Annotated in this window: 15 protein-coding genes and 1 riboswitch; of the genes, 4 read left to right on the plus strand and 11 right to left on the minus strand. The window is 34.4% G+C overall.

Annotated elements, in window-relative coordinates; all coding sequences use genetic code 11:
* Positions 1 to 125: 125 nt before the first annotated feature.
* Positions 126 to 947: a methylenetetrahydrofolate reductase gene (locus tag AC4BC5_RS04770; RefSeq protein ID WP_490497032.1), complete on the minus strand. Its 822-nt coding sequence runs from the start codon at positions 945 to 947 to the stop codon at positions 126 to 128.
* Positions 948 to 1,152: 205 nt separating this feature from the next.
* Here AC4BC5_RS04770 and AC4BC5_RS04775 point away from each other — a divergent pair, with 205 nt between their 5' ends.
* From AC4BC5_RS04775 to AC4BC5_RS04790, 4 genes are all read left to right on the plus strand, one after another.
* Complete coding sequence (locus AC4BC5_RS04775; protein ID WP_490497033.1) at positions 1,153 to 2,436, plus strand: MFS transporter; 1,284 nt, start codon at positions 1,153 to 1,155, stop codon at positions 2,434 to 2,436.
* A 26-nt stretch (positions 2,437 to 2,462) separates the two neighbouring features.
* Positions 2,463 to 3,878 carry a glycoside hydrolase family 32 protein gene (locus AC4BC5_RS04780; protein WP_490497034.1) on the plus strand — a complete coding sequence of 472 codons (1,416 nt, stop codon included), beginning with the start codon at positions 2,463 to 2,465 and terminating at the stop codon, positions 3,876 to 3,878.
* 13 nt (positions 3,879 to 3,891) lie between these two features.
* Positions 3,892 to 4,764: a fructokinase ScrK gene (scrK, locus tag AC4BC5_RS04785; RefSeq protein WP_490497035.1), complete on the plus strand. Its 873-nt coding sequence runs from the start codon at positions 3,892 to 3,894 to the stop codon at positions 4,762 to 4,764.
* Positions 4,765 to 4,876: 112 nt separating this feature from the next.
* Positions 4,877 to 5,860: a LacI family DNA-binding transcriptional regulator gene (locus AC4BC5_RS04790; protein ID WP_490497036.1), complete on the plus strand. Its 984-nt coding sequence runs from the start codon at positions 4,877 to 4,879 to the stop codon at positions 5,858 to 5,860.
* A 50-nt stretch (positions 5,861 to 5,910) separates the two neighbouring features.
* On the opposite strand, the gene AC4BC5_RS04795 is transcribed toward AC4BC5_RS04790, so the two are convergent.
* The 10 genes from AC4BC5_RS04795 to AC4BC5_RS04840 all read right to left on the minus strand — a co-directional run bounded on the left by AC4BC5_RS04795 (position 5,911) and on the right by AC4BC5_RS04840 (position 17,616).
* On the minus strand, positions 5,911 to 7,236 hold the full coding sequence (locus AC4BC5_RS04795) for a 6-phospho-alpha-glucosidase (RefSeq protein WP_490497037.1): 1,326 nt from the start codon (positions 7,234 to 7,236) through the stop codon (positions 5,911 to 5,913).
* A 15-nt stretch (positions 7,237 to 7,251) separates the two neighbouring features.
* Entirely contained in the window at positions 7,252 to 8,799 is a 1,548-nt protein-coding gene (locus AC4BC5_RS04800) for a PTS transporter subunit EIIC (RefSeq protein WP_490497038.1), read from the minus strand.
* 170 nt (positions 8,800 to 8,969) lie between these two features.
* Positions 8,970 to 9,701, minus strand: coding sequence for a MurR/RpiR family transcriptional regulator (locus AC4BC5_RS04805; protein ID WP_490497039.1), 732 nt, complete (start codon positions 9,699 to 9,701; stop codon positions 8,970 to 8,972).
* 461 nt (positions 9,702 to 10,162) lie between these two features.
* A complete protein-coding gene (locus AC4BC5_RS04810) occupies positions 10,163 to 10,678 on the minus strand; it encodes a DUF6630 family protein (RefSeq protein WP_490497040.1) in 516 nt (171 codons plus the stop codon).
* Between the two features lie 72 nt (positions 10,679 to 10,750).
* Positions 10,751 to 11,746, minus strand: a complete 996-nt coding sequence (gene add / locus AC4BC5_RS04815; protein ID WP_490497041.1) for an adenosine deaminase — start codon at positions 11,744 to 11,746, stop codon at positions 10,751 to 10,753.
* A gap of 52 nt (positions 11,747 to 11,798) precedes the next feature.
* A riboswitch (purine riboswitch) is annotated at positions 11,799 to 11,897 on the minus strand.
* A 261-nt stretch (positions 11,898 to 12,158) separates the two neighbouring features.
* Positions 12,159 to 12,899 (minus strand): tRNA pseudouridine(38-40) synthase TruA, encoded by a 741-nt coding sequence (truA, locus tag AC4BC5_RS04820; protein WP_490497042.1) that lies wholly within the window; start codon positions 12,897 to 12,899, stop codon positions 12,159 to 12,161.
* 403 nt (positions 12,900 to 13,302) lie between these two features.
* Positions 13,303 to 14,037: a GNAT family N-acetyltransferase gene (locus AC4BC5_RS04825; protein WP_490497043.1), complete on the minus strand. Its 735-nt coding sequence runs from the start codon at positions 14,035 to 14,037 to the stop codon at positions 13,303 to 13,305.
* A gap of 55 nt (positions 14,038 to 14,092) precedes the next feature.
* Positions 14,093 to 14,581, minus strand: a complete 489-nt coding sequence (locus AC4BC5_RS04830; RefSeq protein ID WP_490497044.1) for an NUDIX hydrolase — start codon at positions 14,579 to 14,581, stop codon at positions 14,093 to 14,095.
* Positions 14,582 to 14,659: 78 nt separating this feature from the next.
* Entirely contained in the window at positions 14,660 to 16,261 is a 1,602-nt protein-coding gene (locus AC4BC5_RS04835; RefSeq protein WP_490497045.1) for a PRD domain-containing protein, read from the minus strand.
* Positions 16,262 to 16,410: 149 nt separating this feature from the next.
* Positions 16,411 to 17,616 carry an MDR family MFS transporter gene (locus AC4BC5_RS04840; protein WP_490497046.1) on the minus strand — a complete coding sequence of 402 codons (1,206 nt, stop codon included), beginning with the start codon at positions 17,614 to 17,616 and terminating at the stop codon, positions 16,411 to 16,413.
* Positions 17,617 to 17,691 lie beyond the last annotated feature (75 nt).

Consider the following 17,691-nt stretch of genomic DNA (forward strand, 5'->3'; position numbering starts at 1 on the left):
AACAATCGCTACTAAATAAAATAGCCGAACTATAAAAAGCAGGATTAGCCGCAAATTTTCAAGAATGTGCGTCATGCTTTACAGATAGTTCGGCTATTTTATTTTCCAGACTGTTATTGTATTTTTTACCAAAAGCTCTGATAAATTTCTTGTGTTACTACTGCATCGTTCATCGTAAATAAATGAATGCCGTCTACACCATGAGTCAGTAATTCATCAATTTGATAAAGCGTATAATCAATTCCAGCTGCACGCATGGATGACGGGTCATATTGATATTTTTCTAAAATAATTGCTAATTTTCTAGGGATTGATAATTGATTCCGCATAACCATGTTTAAGACTTGTGAATAGCTAACAATCGGTAAGACCCCGACAAGTAGTGGCAACGTCAAATAACGCTTGTAAACTTCCTGTAGTCGATAAAAACCGTCATTTTCAAAAAACAACTGCGTCAGAAATTGTCGACAACCAGCTTCCATTTTTTGTTGGAGATACGCAACTTCTAATCGTGCCATGTCTTGATTGATAATGTGTTCTGGATGACATATTCCCAACACATTAAACTGATTATTTTGTTCGTTGATGTAATCACTTAATTCATTTGCAAATTGAAATTCCCCAGTCAAAGTATCCTGTGTGGTAAGTTCTCCACTGACTGCTAGCAGCTGAAAAATATTTTTTGCTTGTAACGATGTTAGAGTGTTTTGAACTTGTTTTTTAGTCATAAAACGTGCGGGTAAATGAGGTAATGCATCCATGCCTAAAGTTTGTTGAATATAACCTGCAAGTTGGACAGTATTTTCAATTTTCATTTTATCAATACTCGGTACCCCTATGAATGTAGGCTGTAAGTTTGTCAGTTGTTCAGAGATTTGTTTGACTTTTTCCCAAGAAAAACGTTCATTAGGTGGGATGATTTCCAAAGAAAAGGCTGTGTTTATCATAAAAGTACTCCTTAATTTTTCTTTATTATACATGAATATTTTTATAACTTGGTTTGACAGAAAAATGAATTCGGTTAAAAAATATATGTTAACCGATTGACACAAAAATTTATCTATACTATAATCCAAATTAAAGAAAGCGCTTTTGAATATGTGTCAACCGGTTATCATGTATTCAAAAATTAAATGTTTGGAGGAATTCTTAATGTTAAAGCAATCAAAATTAATAGCTGCTTTAAAAAATCAATCCTATCTACAAAGTTCTGTAACCATGCTCTTATTCTTTGCCTCTTGGGGTGTTTGGTGGTCGTTTTTCCAACTTTGGTTAACTTCACCCACAAATGGTTTAGGCTTAAGTGGAAGTGCTATCGGTACAGTTTTTTCAGCCAACTCTTTAGTCACTCTCATTTTAATGTTTATCTATGGTACACTACAGGATAAATTAGTCATTAAACGTCATCTACTAATTTTTTCTGCAACCATTGCAACTCTGGTTGGCCCATTCTTTATTTGGGTGTATGCGCCTTTACTTCATAGTCATTTTGTATTAGGTCTCATTGTGGGTTCTTTTGTGTTATCAGCAGGATTTTTAGCAGCTGTCGGAATTTATGAAGCAATGGCAGAACGTTTTAGTCGTCTATTCGACTTTGAATACGGTCAAGCACGTGCTTGGGGTTCTTTTGGTTATGCTTTGGCAGCGCTTTTAGCTGGGTTTTTATTTGTTATCAATCCAGATTTAAATTTTTGGGCAGGATCATTTTTTGGCTTATTATTATTGATAAACTTACTCTTTTGGAAACCAGATGCTGAAAAACGTGCCAATGCACAAGCAACAAATGACGCTAGCAGTTCTTCTGTTCCCTCATTAAGAGAAATGATTGGGTTATTGAAACTTCCACAACTATGGCTTATTATCATCTTCATTATGTTTACTTGGACATTTTATACTGTATTCGACCAACAAATGTTCCCTGGTTTTTATACTGGTTTGTTTACAACTCCAGAATTAGGGCAACAAATGTATGGTACGCTAAATTCCATCCAAGTATTCTTTGAAGCAATTATGTTAGGTGTTGTGCCGTTAATTATGAAAAAAATTGGCGTGCGTAACACATTATTACTAGGTGTCACAGTAATGTGTCTTCGAATCGGTCTTTGTGGGTTTGCAACGAGTCCAGTTCTTGTTTCAATGATTAAAATGCTTCATGCTTTAGAAGTACCCTTATTTATCTTACCAATGTTTCGTTACTTTACGCTACATTTCGATACAAAACTATCAGCCACTCTATACATGATCGGGTTCCAAATTGCAGCACAAATAGGACAAGTTATTCTTTCTACTCCTTTAGGAACTCTACGTGACAATGTTGGCTATAGTAACACGTTCCGCATCATTTCCTTAATAGTATTGGCTGCAGGAATTTATGCTGCCCTTGTATTGAAAAAAGATGATCAAGATGTTCATGGCGATCCATTTGTACGTTCTTAAAAAATTATAGAAAAGAGGAATCTATTATGACAAAATCACCAATTTCACTAACAAATTCAAGATATCGTTTAGGGTATCATGTAGCAGCACCTGCTGGTTGGATTAATGATCCAAATGGTTTTTGCTACTTTAAAGGCTACTATCATATCTTCTATCAACATCATCCATATAGCGCTGAATGGGGACCTATGCATTGGGGACATGCACGCAGTAAGGATTTAGTTCATTGGGAGTCTTTACCTCTTGGATTAGAACCTGGTAGCCCAGAAGATGCAGATGGCTGTTTCTCTGGTAGTGCAATCGTTAAAGACGATGTAATGTATCTATTTTATACAGGTCATCACTACTACGGTGATGGTGATCCTGAACATTTTTGGCAAAATCAAAATATGGCTTACAGTGAAGACGGCATTCATTTTAAAAAATATGAACATAACCCAATTATTGCTAAAGAACCAGAAGGCAACACACATCACTTTAGAGATCCCAAAGTTTGGGAACATGAAGGAATCTACTACATGATTCTTGGGAGTCAAGAATCGGATGGATTGGGTCGTGCTATTTTGTATTCTTCTCAAGATTTAAAAGATTGGGAATATCTAGGAAGTATGTCGAAAGCAACTGATTTAAAAGAAGAAGGCTTTATGTGGGAATGTCCTGATTTCTTCCACTTAGATGGCAAAGATATTTTATTACTATCTCCACAAGGGATTGATCCACAAGAAGAAAAATATTTAAATCTTTACCAAACAGGCTATTTTGTAGGCGAAATGGATTATCAAACTGTGAAATTTACACGTGGTGAATTCCATGAATTGGATAAAGGACATGACTTCTACGCAACGCAAACAACTTTAGCACCAGATGGGCGTCGAATTGTCTTTGGTTGGATGGCAATGTGGGAAAGTTATATGCCTGAAAAAGAAGATGGTTGGGCGGGTGCTTTGACCTTGCCAAGAGAGTTACGTTTGAAAGATGGTCATCTATTCATGACACCTGTAAAAGAATTAGAGGCTTTACGTGTGGATGAAGGAAAATCAGAAACATTAACTGTTTCTGAAGCAACCTTAATCGCCCAAGATGCGTCACACGCAGAAATTGTCTGCTCATTGCCAACGACTGACACTACTTTAACGTTCAAAGATGCGCAAGGACAAGAAATTTTAGCGCTGACTTACACAGCAGATACACATAAATTTGTTTTGCGCCGCAACGATAATGATGAAGCGCGCTATGGTACTATTCAAGCAAATGATACGCTTAAATACCATTTATTTATCGATACTAGCTCAGTAGAAATCTTCATTAATGATGGTGAAACTGTTTTTACAGAACGCTATTATTCAGAAAGCAAACCTGCTGTTTATCTAACAACGGCTAGTGAAACAAGTGTAGAAAGTACTGTTTATCAATTAAAAGCTGATGCTGTCACGTATTCATAAGGAGGAACAAGCAATGTTAATCGGAAGTATTGAAGCAGGTGGAACGAAATTTGTTTGTGCAGTTGGTGATGAGGATTATCGAATAAAAGATCAATGTATCATTCCAACAACGACGCCTGAAGAAACAATTCAAAAAACGATTGCGTATTTTAAACAATTCGATTTAGATGCACTCGGAATTGCTTCGTTTGGTCCCATTGAAATTCGTAAAAATTCACCGAAATATGGCTACATTACGAGTACTCCTAAACAAGGTTGGGCAAATACGAATTTACTAGGACAAATTCGTGAAGCTTTTGATGTTCCAACCTCTTGGACAACGGATGTAAATGGGTCTGCTTATGGTGAATACGTCATGTCTACCTTAAGCAACGAAAAAATTCATTCACTAGTCTACTATACTGTAGGGACTGGTGTCGGTGGTGGAGCTGTAGTTGATGGTCATCTTCTTGGTGGGAGTGGTCACCCTGAGATGGGCCATACCTTTGTTAAACGCCACGAGCATGATTTAGATTTCAAAGGCATTTGCCCTTTCCATGGTGATTGTTTAGAAGGGCTGGTAGCAGGCCCCACTTTTGAAGCACGTTTAGGAAAAAAAGGAGAAACTGTCCCTTTAACGGATCCGGTATGGGATATTTTAGCTTATTACCTTGCACAAGCAGTTATTCAAGCCACTCTTATTACTCGTCCTGATAAAATTGTGTTTGGTGGCAGTGTCATTAATGAGACTCTTTTAAGTCAAGTCCGTCAATATGTGACTGAACTGTTTAATGACTACGTAGAATTACCACCATTAGAACAATATATTACACAACCATTAATCCAAAACAATGGTTCCGCAACATTAGGAAACTTTGCACTTGGCTTACGACAAACACAAGAATAAACCAATAGAAACTTCATGGCTTTTGCCGTGAAGTTTCTATTTTGCTATCGCTTTGGCACAATATCAATTACAATAGATGTGTTGAATAAATCTACATAGAAAGGACTTGCCTATGAAACCCAAATTAGAAGATGTTGCTAAGTTAGCAAACGTATCTAAAACAACTGTTTCGCGCGTTTTAAATAATCGTGGTTACTTAAGCCAGGAAACAATCAAAAAAGTAAATGAAGCGATGGAACAATTAAACTACCAGCCTAATGTAGTTGCCAGACAGTTATACAAAAAACAAACGAATATCATTGGCTTACTTTTTCCAACAGTTGCTAATCCTTTTTTTGGTGAATTGATTGAAGCACTCGAAAAAAAATTATACCAAGAAGGGTTTAAAGTCCTGATTGGAAATTCAATGAATGATCCTGAAAAAGAAACAGATTATTTAAATCAATTACTTTCAGAACAAGTCGATGGCTTAATTGTGGGAACCCATAACCAAGGTATTAAAGAATATAAATATGCCAATTTACCCATTGTCGCTATTGATCGAATTATGAATGAAGATATTCCAGTTATCGAATCAGATAACTATGCTGGTGGTGTTTTAGCGACAACGCGTTTAATTAAAATGGGCGCAAAAAAAATCGTCCATACAAATGGTCCTATTGATTTAGAAACGCCTGCTAAACGCCGACGTATCGCCTATGAAGAAACCATGCGTGCCAATCAATTAGATCCAATCACTTTTACGCTGGACTTTAACATTCCTTATGATGAAAAAAAGCGATTATTTTATGAACTTTTTGAAACCTACCCAGATGTCGAAGCTATCTTTGCTTCCAATGATGTCGATGCTGCCTTGATTTTACAAATTGCTCAAGAATTAAAACGACGTGTTCCAGAAGACTTGCTCGTGATTGGTTATGATGGGTCAACGATTACCCGCAGTATTTTGCCAAATTTAACCACAATCATTCAACCAATTGATGAGATAGCAACCACAGCCATTCAAGTATTAAAACAGCGTCTCAAAAAAGAAGCGACCAGCACTGAATATATCTTGCCTATTTCTTTATGGGAAGGAACGACCAGTCAAAAATAAAACAAGCGAAGTCTCTCTTACGGAGATTCGCTTGTTTTTTAACAATATTCTTAGATTAATTCTGGCCAGTATTCTTTATTCGCTTCAATTAAATCATCCAAAATTTCTTTGGCAACAGCGGCACTTGGGACAGTTTTAGATAAGATTAGTGCTTGCCATAATTTTTGATAACTTTTCTCAATATATGCTTCAACTACTAATTTTTCGACTGCCACTTGTTGCTCCATCATCCCTTTTTGGAAGGTTGGAATTTCGCCTTGAGTTAATGGTTCTGGACCATTTTTTCCAACTAAACAAGGGACTTCCACCATTGCATCTTTACCAAAATTCTCAATAGCACCATTGTTAGGTACAATTAATAACATACGTTCCATTGTATTAAATGCAATTGCACATGCTAAATCAACAATAAAGGTTGCATGTACACCTGAATGGAAACCATATCCTTCTGCTGTGCCATTTTCAATAATTTTATGCGCCGTCTCAAAAACTTCTTTTTCTCGTGATTCCATCACTTCATTTGCACGTGTAAAATTCGGATTTGAGTGTGCTACTTCATAATCTGGATATAGGTAATACTTCAAATAAGTATTTGGTAAAGTTTCAGGATCCACTGCGTATAAATCTTTGGCTTTTTTAAACGTTGCTTGCCAGCTTGGGTGCTTGTGTTGAAAATCTTCTGTTTCTAACGCATATCCATTTTCTTTTACGTAAGCTTTTAATTGCGGCATTAAGTCATTACCTAACTTGTCTGTAATACTTGTCCACCAGCCAAAGTGATTTAAACCGTAATATTTTACAATCATATCTTTTCTTGACTCTAATTTTAATATATCTGAAAAAATTGATTCAATTGCAATTGGCATGTCGCAAATATTAATGATTTTTGAATTTGGCCGTAACCGACGAGTGGCTTCAGCAACAATAGCAGCTGGATTAGAATAGTTTAACATCCATGCATCTGGTGAATATTTTTCCATATAATCAACTAGTTCAATGACTCCTGGAATTGATCTTAACCCATAAGCAATTCCACCAGGTCCACATGTTTCTTGACCTACAACTCCATATTTCAATGGGATTTTTTCATCTTTTTCACGCATCTCATATAAACCGACACGAATATGTGCCATACAAAAATCAATATCTGTGAATGCTTCTTCTGGATCAGTTGTGTATGAAAATTGGATATCAGGATTTTTTTCTTTTAAAAGAATTTTACACGCTTCTCCAATTGGTGCTTGTCTTTCAGCAAAGTCATCATATAATTTAATTGTTCCAATCGGAAAACGATCTGTGTTATCAGCTAACATTGAAACAATCCCTGGGGTATATGTGCTACCGCCACCTGCAATTAAAATATTAAATTTTTTCATTTTTTCCACTCCTTATTATTCATGAATGCCTAATTCTTCATCGACTATCGAACGAATTTGATTAATTTTCATACCATAAACGACTTGTACATGATTTGGTTTTCTAACTAGTCCTGCCGAACCAGTTTCTTTTAAAGCTTCCTCATCAACTAAAGCATCATCGACTACATCTACACGTAAACGAGAAAAGCAATTTTCTACCTGTACTATATTCTCTTTACCACCTAATGCAGCAACGATTGTTCTTCCTAAATCAGAAGTTTCCAACACTGCATTATTTACCATTACTTGATCAGTATCCGTACTCTCATCTTCACGACCTGGTGTTTTGTAATTGAATTTTTTAATCATAAAGACAAAGACGAAATAAATAACGGCAATTTCAATTAACCCTAACACTATAAAAATTGGCCAATTAGTTCTTCCTACACCGGCTGGAAGATTAAATACTAGAAAATCAATAATTCCATTTGTTGCACTTACTCGGACTCCCAATACATAGCACAACATTTGGAAGAAACCATCAATGATTGAATACACCAACCATAATAATGGTGCTCTAAAGATAAATTGAAATTCTAACGGCTCCGTAATTCCTACTAAAAATGATGTTAGTGCAGATGGAAATACTGTAGATTTTACTTGAGCAATATTTCGTTTATATGCAGTACGGTAAAAAGCTAATGCCACTCCTAAAATACCAAATGATTTAATTAATCCATACGTTAAAAAGCGTGCCGATGGACTCAACGTCAGAATTGATGGATCTGCAATTTCTGCTAAGAATATTGGTTTTGCACCAATGAACATTTCTCCATTGATTAACTCCTGACCACCTAGAGAAGAGAACACAAATGGTGACCAAATCAAATGATGTAAGCCCGTAGGTACAAGGAATCGATTCAAAAATCCATACAAGAATACACCAACGGCACCTGCTGTATCCATAAAACCAGTTAAAGCAGTAATTCCTTCTTGAACTATTGGCCAAATATACGTTACTCCGGTAGCTAATAAAGCGATTACAGGAATCATAACAATTAAAACAAATTTACTATTACCATAAATAGAAAAGGCACCCTTGAATTCTTTATCAATAAATTTATTGTGAATATAGGCTACCAAACAACCTAAAATAATTCCCAGAAATACACCCATATCTGTAACTTGATACCCTAAAACAAATGTTTGACCACTCCCAAACAAGTCAGAGTTAGTTGCTCCTTCTGCTAAACGATTGGTTAAAGATAACCAAGTCATATTGGAATTTAAAAACATCAAAAAACTCATCACCGCTACAAAGGCAGCTTCTGCTTTTTTCTTTTTAGCTAATCCAAATGCAATACCTACACAAAACAATACATTTAGATTATTCATGATTGCCCATAAAATACTTGATAAAAACTTACCAATAATAAATATACCTGAACCCTCTGTGACAAACGATGTATTTGTCATCACACTAGTTAATGCAATACCTAAACCCACTATGGGAAGAAAAAGTACTGGACCAATCATTGATTTTGCAAATTTTTGCATTTGATTCATCATTCGTTCCTTCATTTTGCCCCTCCTTAACTAACACTAGCTCTACTAGTGACTGATTAGATTTTAGCAAAAATAATAGGAATTACAACGCATCGGTAACGCTTTCAAACATGTTTACCCAACAGTGAACATGTTTGAAAAAAACTGACGGACTCGTTGTTAAGTTACAACAAGTCCGTCAGTTTTTATTCTTCCTGTAATTGACTGATTAAAAATTCTGCCAAAAATAAACATCCTGAATAGAAGTAGTTCATTTGCTTATTTTGGTCATTTAACACATTGGTTTCTTTGATGATAAATGTTAAATCTGAAAATTGAGATAATTGGCTGTCTTCTGTGCTACTAAAAGTAACAATCGACATCCGATTTTTTTTTGCTCGCTCTACAATTTTCAAAATATTTCCAGTATTTCCCGAACTTGATATAATCCAAATAACTCCCTCAGTTGCTTGAATGCCTTCATAAACTGCGAATAAATCAGTAAATAAACTATGATACCCTTTAATTAATAGTTTCATACTAATATATTCAGCAATCGGCTGAGCAAAACCACTTCCACATGTAAAGATATTTTTTTGTTGATGTTTCTTCATTAACAAACAGAAATCTTCTACTTGTTGTTTATCAATTGTAGAAAAAATAGTATTATCCATCAAGAGAGCATCATTGGGATTGATATGTTTTTTCATTTCAAAATATAAATGGTAGACCATATCAACAAATCCAGAATAATTCATTTTCTTCGCTAGCTTAATCACAGTTGCTGGAGAAACATAATTTTCTGCTGCAACTTCTCGAATACTTTTATTTTTCATTGTATCAATATCCGACAACATATATACAAGAATTTTTCTTTCTGTTTCCGAAAGATTATATTGATTGACTAATTTATAGATGTCAACATCTTTTGAAACCACATTATTCACCACTTTAAGAGTAATTTTTAATATGCTTTATTATATCAGAAGAATCAAGCGGTTTAACAATAAATATGTCTATCTCTTGTACTCGTAACTTCAACGCCTACTTTAATTTTGGTTGATAGGTAACTAACATTGCGTTTATTTGATTACTTTTTCCTACTTGAGGTATTTTTATAAAATTGTTGACGATAATTTTCAGTTAGATAACATACGACCAAGCGAATTTCTGTTATATTGCATTGGCTGTATTTTCTTGCTTGGAAATCTGTCATTAGCTGTGTTGAATAACTATTTTAGGTAGCACTGATTTCTTACAGAGGCTTCATCTCACACCAAAAGTTACTATCTGCCAAAATAACACCTTCTTAAAACGCGATTTCATTCATATGATAGACAACTTACCGAATGACTCACCAGTTCTTACCAACCAAATATCCGTTGCCAGCCTATCTGGTTTATTCATAGGTATGAAAGTACGAAATATAGATTCCCTTCCCTAAAGCTTCTAATCGTGTAAATAGTTCTTTGGGAATAATATATAAATGATAACAATCGCCACCGATATCCCAAAAGGCTAGAGTGTAGTTATGCTTCTCTAAGTAGTTCTTCAATCGTTCTAAAAAAATATGGGTAGACTCATTTGCTACTTTTGAAACATCATTTAAATTTAAAGCATAGTTTTTCTTAAGGATACTCGGTTCTAGCTGTGCGATAATTTCTTCAGGGCACTCTTTCCAGTCAATATATGCGCCAAAATCATAAGGTGTATCATATCCAGTTAACCAATAAGCTGTTATAATATCGGCTTCATCCACTGGTGAATATTCCATGTTTTCCACCCAATCAGCATATCGTTTCGTAAATTTTTCTGGGTCTTTAACAAGTAAGGAAATACTATGCACCGCTTCTGCATCAGAATCCGTCAAAATTTTGGTAATCTCAATTAATGGTGCCCAATTTGTTTTTGACATTTTGGTAACCTCCACGCTTTTTTTTAATTATACTGAAAAATTTCTACTTCAAGCAAACTTCGAGATTAGGATTTAACTATTATATTGTGCTAAACACCATGCTTTTACCTCTTCGCTTGCAAAAGCCGCTTCGACTGCCGTTTGATATATTTTATAATAAAGCCTCTCATCCGTTGCAAACGTTCGTTGAATGCACAACATTTCGTTGGTCATAGTTGTATCAGAAACGGTTCGATTATCTGTATTAATCGTTACTTTGATACCCGCTTGTTGAAATTGGTAAATAGGATGATCTAAATAACTTGAGACTGCTTTTGTTTGTACGTTACTTGTTGGGCACATTTCTAAAACAATTTGACGCGCCTTTACTAATTGATAAGCAGCTGGTTCATCCTTAATAAATACACCATGCCCAATTCGCTCTGCACCTAGTAATTCAATCGCATCAATTACATTTTGACCATTGCCCGTTTCCCCTGCATGGATAGTCACGCGATACCCGTATGTCTTTGCCAAAGCAATTGGCTCAATAAACCGTGCGCAAAAACCGACTTCTTCAATCGCACATAAATCTATCGCAACGACACCGTTTCCTAAAAAATTTTTGCCTGCTTCGATTACTTCAAATGCACTTTCAACAGACATTGAGCGTAAGCAAGATAAAATAATATTGCCTTTTATTTCATAACTGGCTTCAGCTTGTCTCATACCAGCAATCACACTTTGAATGACTTCTTCCAAAGTCAAGCCTTTTAAAGTATGCAATAAAGGTCCAAAACGTACTTCAAGATATTTCACATTTTCTTTGGCAGCATCCTCAAACAGTTCAAAAGTAATACGTTGTAAGCTTTCTTTTGATTGCATAACTGTATTAGGCAATGCAAATCGTTTTAAATAATCTTCTAATGAAGTACATTCAACGGGTGCTACCAATGCTTCTTTCAATTCTATTAAATCATAAGTTGGCAATAAAATTCCTTCTTTTTGGGCAATATCTAATACCGTTTCTACTCGAACACTTCCATCTAAATGGCAATGTAATTCAATTTTTGGTAATGTATTCATCATATCCTCCTCACGTAGCTCCTAAATAAAAAAACTCCTGCTTACGAAGAAAATACTACTCTTGTATCTTCTTCGTAAGCAGGAATTTCGGTTCCTGGTAGAGACCTCCAAACCATATTATTGGAGTTATACGAAAATTTATTCTTGTTTAATTTTTATTAGAATAATAAATATTAATGAACTTGTCAATTATTCTTCTCAAACTTCATTATTCTGATAAATTTTCTCATGATCTACCAAATAAGTTAAAACTTAACCAATCTCTCCAATTTTCCCACTCTTTTATAATAATTTTCTTTGATGGTATCTACTAGGTAATCAACTGACTACAATCAAATTCTACGTCTTGTTCACTGGGACAACATGAATTAGAAGAAACCTAACAATATCCTAGTTGATATCATTAGGTCTAAAATCATTTATAATGCACGTCATCCAAAAACAAGCCTTGTGCAGGAACTGTTTCCCCAGCATTTTGTCGAATTTTACTTTCAAAAATAGCATCGATGTCCTCGACTTGCATTTTCCCAGCGCCAATTTCTATGAGTGTTCCAGTAATAATGCGAACCATTTTGTGTAAAAAACCATCGCCAACAAAAGTAAACTGCAACATACTGCCTTCACGCTGAATGAAAATTTCATCAATCGTACGAACGGTAGATTTCTTAGTTTTTTTCAAAGCCGAAAAACCAATAAAATCATGCTTTCCTAGCAATTTTTCACATGCTGCATTCATTTTTTCCATATCTAATGTTTGCGCAACGTGAAAACTGCGATGACGCTCAAATGCTGACGGAATCGGATCATTCCAGATATAATAGCTGTATTGTTTCCCTATACAATTGTAACGAGCGTGGAATCGTTCTGGAACTTCTTCTACCTTCTTAATAACAATATCTTGCGGTAAATAACGATTCATAAAATCTAATATTTCATCACGCGTTAATGTTGTATTTGTTTTAAAATTAGCAACCTGACCTCTAGCGTGTGTCCCAGCATCTGTACGTCCAGAACCAATAATTTCAATTTTTTCACCAGTCATTTGAGTGATAATATTCTCGATTTTCCCTTGAATCGTTTTATCTGAATCACCTAATCGTTGCCAGCCAAGATATCGTTTGCCATCATATTCGATAGTTAGTTTTATATTTCTCATGTGTATGCTCCCTTATTTTTAACATCTAACTCCTACATTGTATACGAAATAATCGCACATTCCTAACATAAAAAATAGCTACAAACTTTTTTATCAAAATAAATGAACTGGTTGCAGTTGCAAGTCCACTGATTTTCAATGAATATCACAATAATTGATGCACCTTAAATACAGACTATTTACAAAGCACATTTACAGCTACTCTTCCAAATTGCGAAGACACAAAACATGTTCGTGTTTTTTCCGTTAATTAGATGACCATACCGACTACTTCATATTTTCTCATTAATAATAGATACTTTTTCTAATTTCTACTATCATTCAATTTCATTATTTGATGGTAGATTAGTTTTATTGTAGTTAAAATAACATTTCAATTTCCACTAGATAATTAGTAATTTTGTTAGATAAGCCCTTCAAAATTCACTTTTCTATCACACAACCAAGCAGGGAAAAAGCCAGCTTTAATTGCTACTCGTTGTGAGTTAAGATTACTCGCAGATGTTTCATAACATGGAATAATTCCTCGTGTAAGTAACTCATTACTAAGTTGATTTACTAAGTAGGCCGCCAAACCGTTTTGCCGATAATTAGGCAATACATCTACACCCAGTCCCCACATTGTTGGGCACCAATTATAGGCAGAAGCAATAGCAACAATTTGATTATTACGTTTAGCTACCAAAGATAGTTGAATCTGAATAGTAGCATCCTTTTTTATATACAAAGCATTATCAAAATTTTTTTGATTACTTATCGCTTTAATTTTTTCTTTTTCTAAGAATTCATAAGTGAAATTTTTAATTGGTGTTAAGGACTTCTCACTCTTTAAATCGAATAAATAATTCAATGAATAATCTAAAACGAAAGGCATTGAATAAGCTTCTTCACGTGTTTTTCCTTGTAGTTGTTTTTTTGCATATGCTAACCGTTCGGCAGTAGCTGAAACAATCACTGAACTACCCATTGTCAACATTTCAAAATAATGATTGCCTCTAGGAAAAGCTCTTCGCCCTTCATTTTCTTTTGCCTCAACAAAAATAAATTCTGGCTTTTTGCTAGTTAAATCTACCACACTACAGTTTAAATCAACAGCTAGTTGTTGTTGAACAATCGAAAACATTTCCTCTTTATTCAATTGTATTCTTCCTTTCAACTGTTTTCTCTGAAAAACAAATTATCGACTAATTATTTTATTTCTGTTTAATTTTCCAGTTGATATATGTTGTTTTTCCATGGATATTTAGTTTATTTTGACTTTCTTCAATAACTTTTATAACCAAGGGAGAAGCATTATCAATCGTTAAATCTGACAGCTCTATCCATCGAATGCCACTAGAATCATTCTCTCCATCAATCACTTGTTGTGGTATTGCAATTTGCTCTTCAGATAACTCTACATCGTATAATGCAAAAAGATGATGAACAGTTACTCTACGTTGTTCTTCTTTAACAAATACATCGTAAATACGATTATTAATAAAAGACTGCACTGAAAACCCTGTTTCTTCTAAAAATTCACGTTTTAAAGTTTCTGTTAATCCCTCACCATTCTCCTGACTACCACCAGGTAAGTCGTATCTATTTTGGTAAGGTCCAGCATTTTTTTCAATACATAATAATTTTCCATGTTGAATACATACACCATATACACCAAAATGAGTATGAAATTGTTGTTGCATTGCATTTCACCTACTATCTACTATTAATGAAAGTATATCATTAATCATTAACCTACGCTCTTTTTCATTAAATCCAAATTAACTGGTTAGTATTTCATACAATACATATAACTCCCAATCAGAGATTTCAATCCGATAGAATTTTTCTAATGTATATAAGATACTCTTCATGTTTTGATAAAATGGCTTTTTGTCAATCATTAGTGTTTCGATTTCTTCAGGTAGCGGATAATCTGCTCCTCCTAAAATTGTTCGCTCAATCATTAAAGCAAGATGCATCGTCATATTGAATTTCATTTTGGCGCTTAATTTTAAACTAAACCGTTTCTCACTCTTTTCAGTAACGTCTTCAACTTGTCGAATAATGACATCCGGATTTAAAAATTCTAGTTTTTCGGATAATCCTTCTTTTGAAAAAAAATGAATCGATTCTTGAATAAAATTGGGGATATTGTTCGGATGCATGAGATTTTTTAAAACCTGATTCAAATGTTCCTCTGCATCTTCATCCACGACATCTAATAAATTTAAGGTTGGTACTTCTGTATTATTATCTAAATAAGTAGTTGTAACGATTAACGATGTTTCTTTTAAATAATCTTCTTCTTCGTAAACTCGATTCAAAGTATTCATTAACTCATTAAAATTCAATACAATTTTTTTAATATCCGTATAAAAATACTTCTCGCAAATTGCACGAATTTTTTTGGCTACATCCAGTCCAGATAAACTCGAAATTAGAATGTTTTTTTCAACAGCAAAGCCTTCAAAATATTGGACTTCTGTTTTAAACTCTTTTTCCGTTTTTTTCGCAATTTCATAAAATGGATAATTCGCAACCAAATATTGACCGATTTCAAGTGCGTAAGACGTTGTTAGGTTGTTAACAACTAATAATTCACCTAAAATTTGTGGTTTCAAATTTTTATATAATTGTGTAAGCGATCCCATATCAACAAGCATAATGACACCTTCTGAAGTATCTCTTTCAGACAACCATAATTTCACTTGATGGATGACATCATGAACGGAAGAAGTCAGTGGCATATTAATCGCATCAAAGATATATTCACCACATAATTTATTTGCGACACCTTGAATACTGCTAGCGGTTGCATTCCCATGTGCTACTAACAAAGCTTGATAACGAATGCTTTCTGAAACTTGTTCCAACAGCATAATAGTAAGAAGGTTTTGTGTAAATCGCTTAAATTCAGCAGATACGCCTTCTGTTAAATACCCACAAAGTAACGTTGTTCGAGGATAGTTTTGTTTAATCAATGGATAAAGAGTCTCAACATCTGGAATTTTGCCGTAATCACTAACCAATTGTAAAAGACGCATCACGCATTGGATTGGTTCTAAAGTCAATTCTTCATTATCTAGAATCCTTTTATTATTCTTTTGTACGATCCGATAAATATCGGCTGAAATAACATGATGTTCTAATTGCCAATTATCAACTAGATATTCCTGATCTAACTGTTGAATTTTTTCTCTTAAAGAAAGTAAATTATGCTCTTCTAGTAACAAATTTTCTAACTTATCAATGATTTTTTGTTGGTACTCTTGTTGAATATGCGACTCATTGTTTTCTTGATGTATTTCTATAAAATCATCGGCCTTATTGCCAATCGTCACTTCTTTTTCCTGTTTTCTTAAAGCATTTGCGCAATACATTTGAACTTCATTCACTAAACTACCGATATTCCCAGGAAACTCTTTTTCAATAAAATATCCGAATCATAAAGACATTGGCAAATTCATAAAAATTTGCGTTTCACTCTTTATCATTCGGATATTTTTGTTTTAATTCATCCTGTAAATATTCACTCTTTTTTCAATGCTGCATACGTAAATAAACTGCCTGCAATGGCTAAGCCAAAAATAGATACACCCACAACGATTGTCGATACTAGCTGAGAAAACATTAACGTCATCGCGGCAACAACCTTCCCTAGTTGAAAGATAATGCCATTAAAAGCTAAATAACTTCCTCGTTTTTCGTAATCAACCATCTGAGCCATAACTGCTTGGCGTTTAGGTGTATAGATCAGTTCTCCAATTGTTAAAAGAATTGTGGCACCTATAATAACCGGTAAGTGCACAGCAACGGCATTCATTGCATACCCACCCCCAAACAATAAAAAGCCAACATACAAAATCTTTGATGAAGAAAAGCGATTCAACCATTGTCCTACAGGAACAGAAAAGAAAATCACCATCAAGGTATTGATAGCGGTCATCAAACTTAATGCTTTGACACCATCAATTTTTGTACCAAAAAGGTTCATAGCAATAAAATCATTCGCCATATGCACGGAAATGAAATTGGTTCGTTGAAACTCAATACCTAAAATCAAAATACCACCTATAGTAAAAAGTAAAAAACGACGATCACGAGCAACATCCCGATATTTTCTCAAAACATCCATCAAACCAATTTTTTGTCTGCTCTCAACAGGTTGGTAGGTCTCAGAAATAAAACGCCATGTAATAAACCATGTCACCATACTCAATAAAACTAAAGCAATCAACAATTCCATTAAATGTGATTGAAATAACCAACCTCCAACAGTCATTCCGATAAGCAATGATAAATTCGTTGTCCAATATGTGATTGAATACATAAAAGGACGATTTTCTTCCGTACTTACATCTACCAACATTGCTTCACTGGCTGGTGCAATTAATCCGCTAGTAATCGAAGTAATTAAAATGAAAATATACATGGCTATTGGTGACTGTAGCCAAGATGAATTCACAATTACCATTCCAATCTGTGCAACTAATTTAATGCTTTCTCCTACCACCATTAACTTTTTCCGTCCAAAGACATCTGTCAAATGTCCGCCATAGATTCCCGCTAAAAAACTGATGATAACATTCACTAATACCAAAACACCTGCAATGCTTGCGCCAAATTTTTCTGTGTAATAAATAGCAATAAACGGAAAAATCATTGAACCAACGACTTTACTTAAAAATTGAATCACAATACGTAGCTGTATATTCGGATGCAATGATTGAAACATCCTCTTCACTTCCCTTCTCGTATCAACTATTATAAAAGAGAAACAGAAAACGAAAAATGGACAATCCAAATAAAA

It is taken from the genome of Enterococcus sp. AMC2644, assembly GCF_058216475.1.

Bases quoted from the DNA above. Each gene is read 5' to 3' on its own strand.
- AC4BC5_RS04770 (WP_490497032.1), bottom strand. From the start codon at position 947: ATGATAAACACAGCCTTTTCTTTGGAAATCATCCCACCTAATGAACGT.
- AC4BC5_RS04775 (WP_490497033.1), top strand. From the start codon at position 1,153: ATGTTAAAGCAATCAAAATTAATAGCTGCTTTAAAAAATCAATCCTAT.
- AC4BC5_RS04780 (WP_490497034.1), top strand. From the start codon at position 2,463: ATGACAAAATCACCAATTTCACTAACAAATTCAAGATATCGTTTAGGG.
- scrK (WP_490497035.1), top strand. From the start codon at position 3,892: ATGTTAATCGGAAGTATTGAAGCAGGTGGAACGAAATTTGTTTGTGCA.
- AC4BC5_RS04790 (WP_490497036.1), top strand. From the start codon at position 4,877: ATGAAACCCAAATTAGAAGATGTTGCTAAGTTAGCAAACGTATCTAAA.
- AC4BC5_RS04795 (WP_490497037.1), bottom strand. From the start codon at position 7,236: ATGAAAAAATTTAATATTTTAATTGCAGGTGGCGGTAGCACATATACC.
- AC4BC5_RS04800 (WP_490497038.1), bottom strand. From the start codon at position 8,799: ATGAAGGAACGAATGATGAATCAAATGCAAAAATTTGCAAAATCAATG.
- AC4BC5_RS04810 (WP_490497040.1), bottom strand. From the start codon at position 10,678: ATGTCAAAAACAAATTGGGCACCATTAATTGAGATTACCAAAATTTTG.
- add (WP_490497041.1), bottom strand. From the start codon at position 11,746: ATGATGAATACATTACCAAAAATTGAATTACATTGCCATTTAGATGGA.
- truA (WP_490497042.1), bottom strand. From the start codon at position 12,899: ATGAGAAATATAAAACTAACTATCGAATATGATGGCAAACGATATCTT.
- AC4BC5_RS04830 (WP_490497044.1), bottom strand. From the start codon at position 14,581: ATGCAACAACAATTTCATACTCATTTTGGTGTATATGGTGTATGTATT.
- AC4BC5_RS04835 (WP_490497045.1), bottom strand. From the start codon at position 16,261: ATGTATTGCGCAAATGCTTTAAGAAAACAGGAAAAAGAAGTGACGATT.
- AC4BC5_RS04840 (WP_490497046.1), bottom strand. From the start codon at position 17,616: ATGTTTCAATCATTGCATCCGAATATACAGCTACGTATTGTGATTCAA.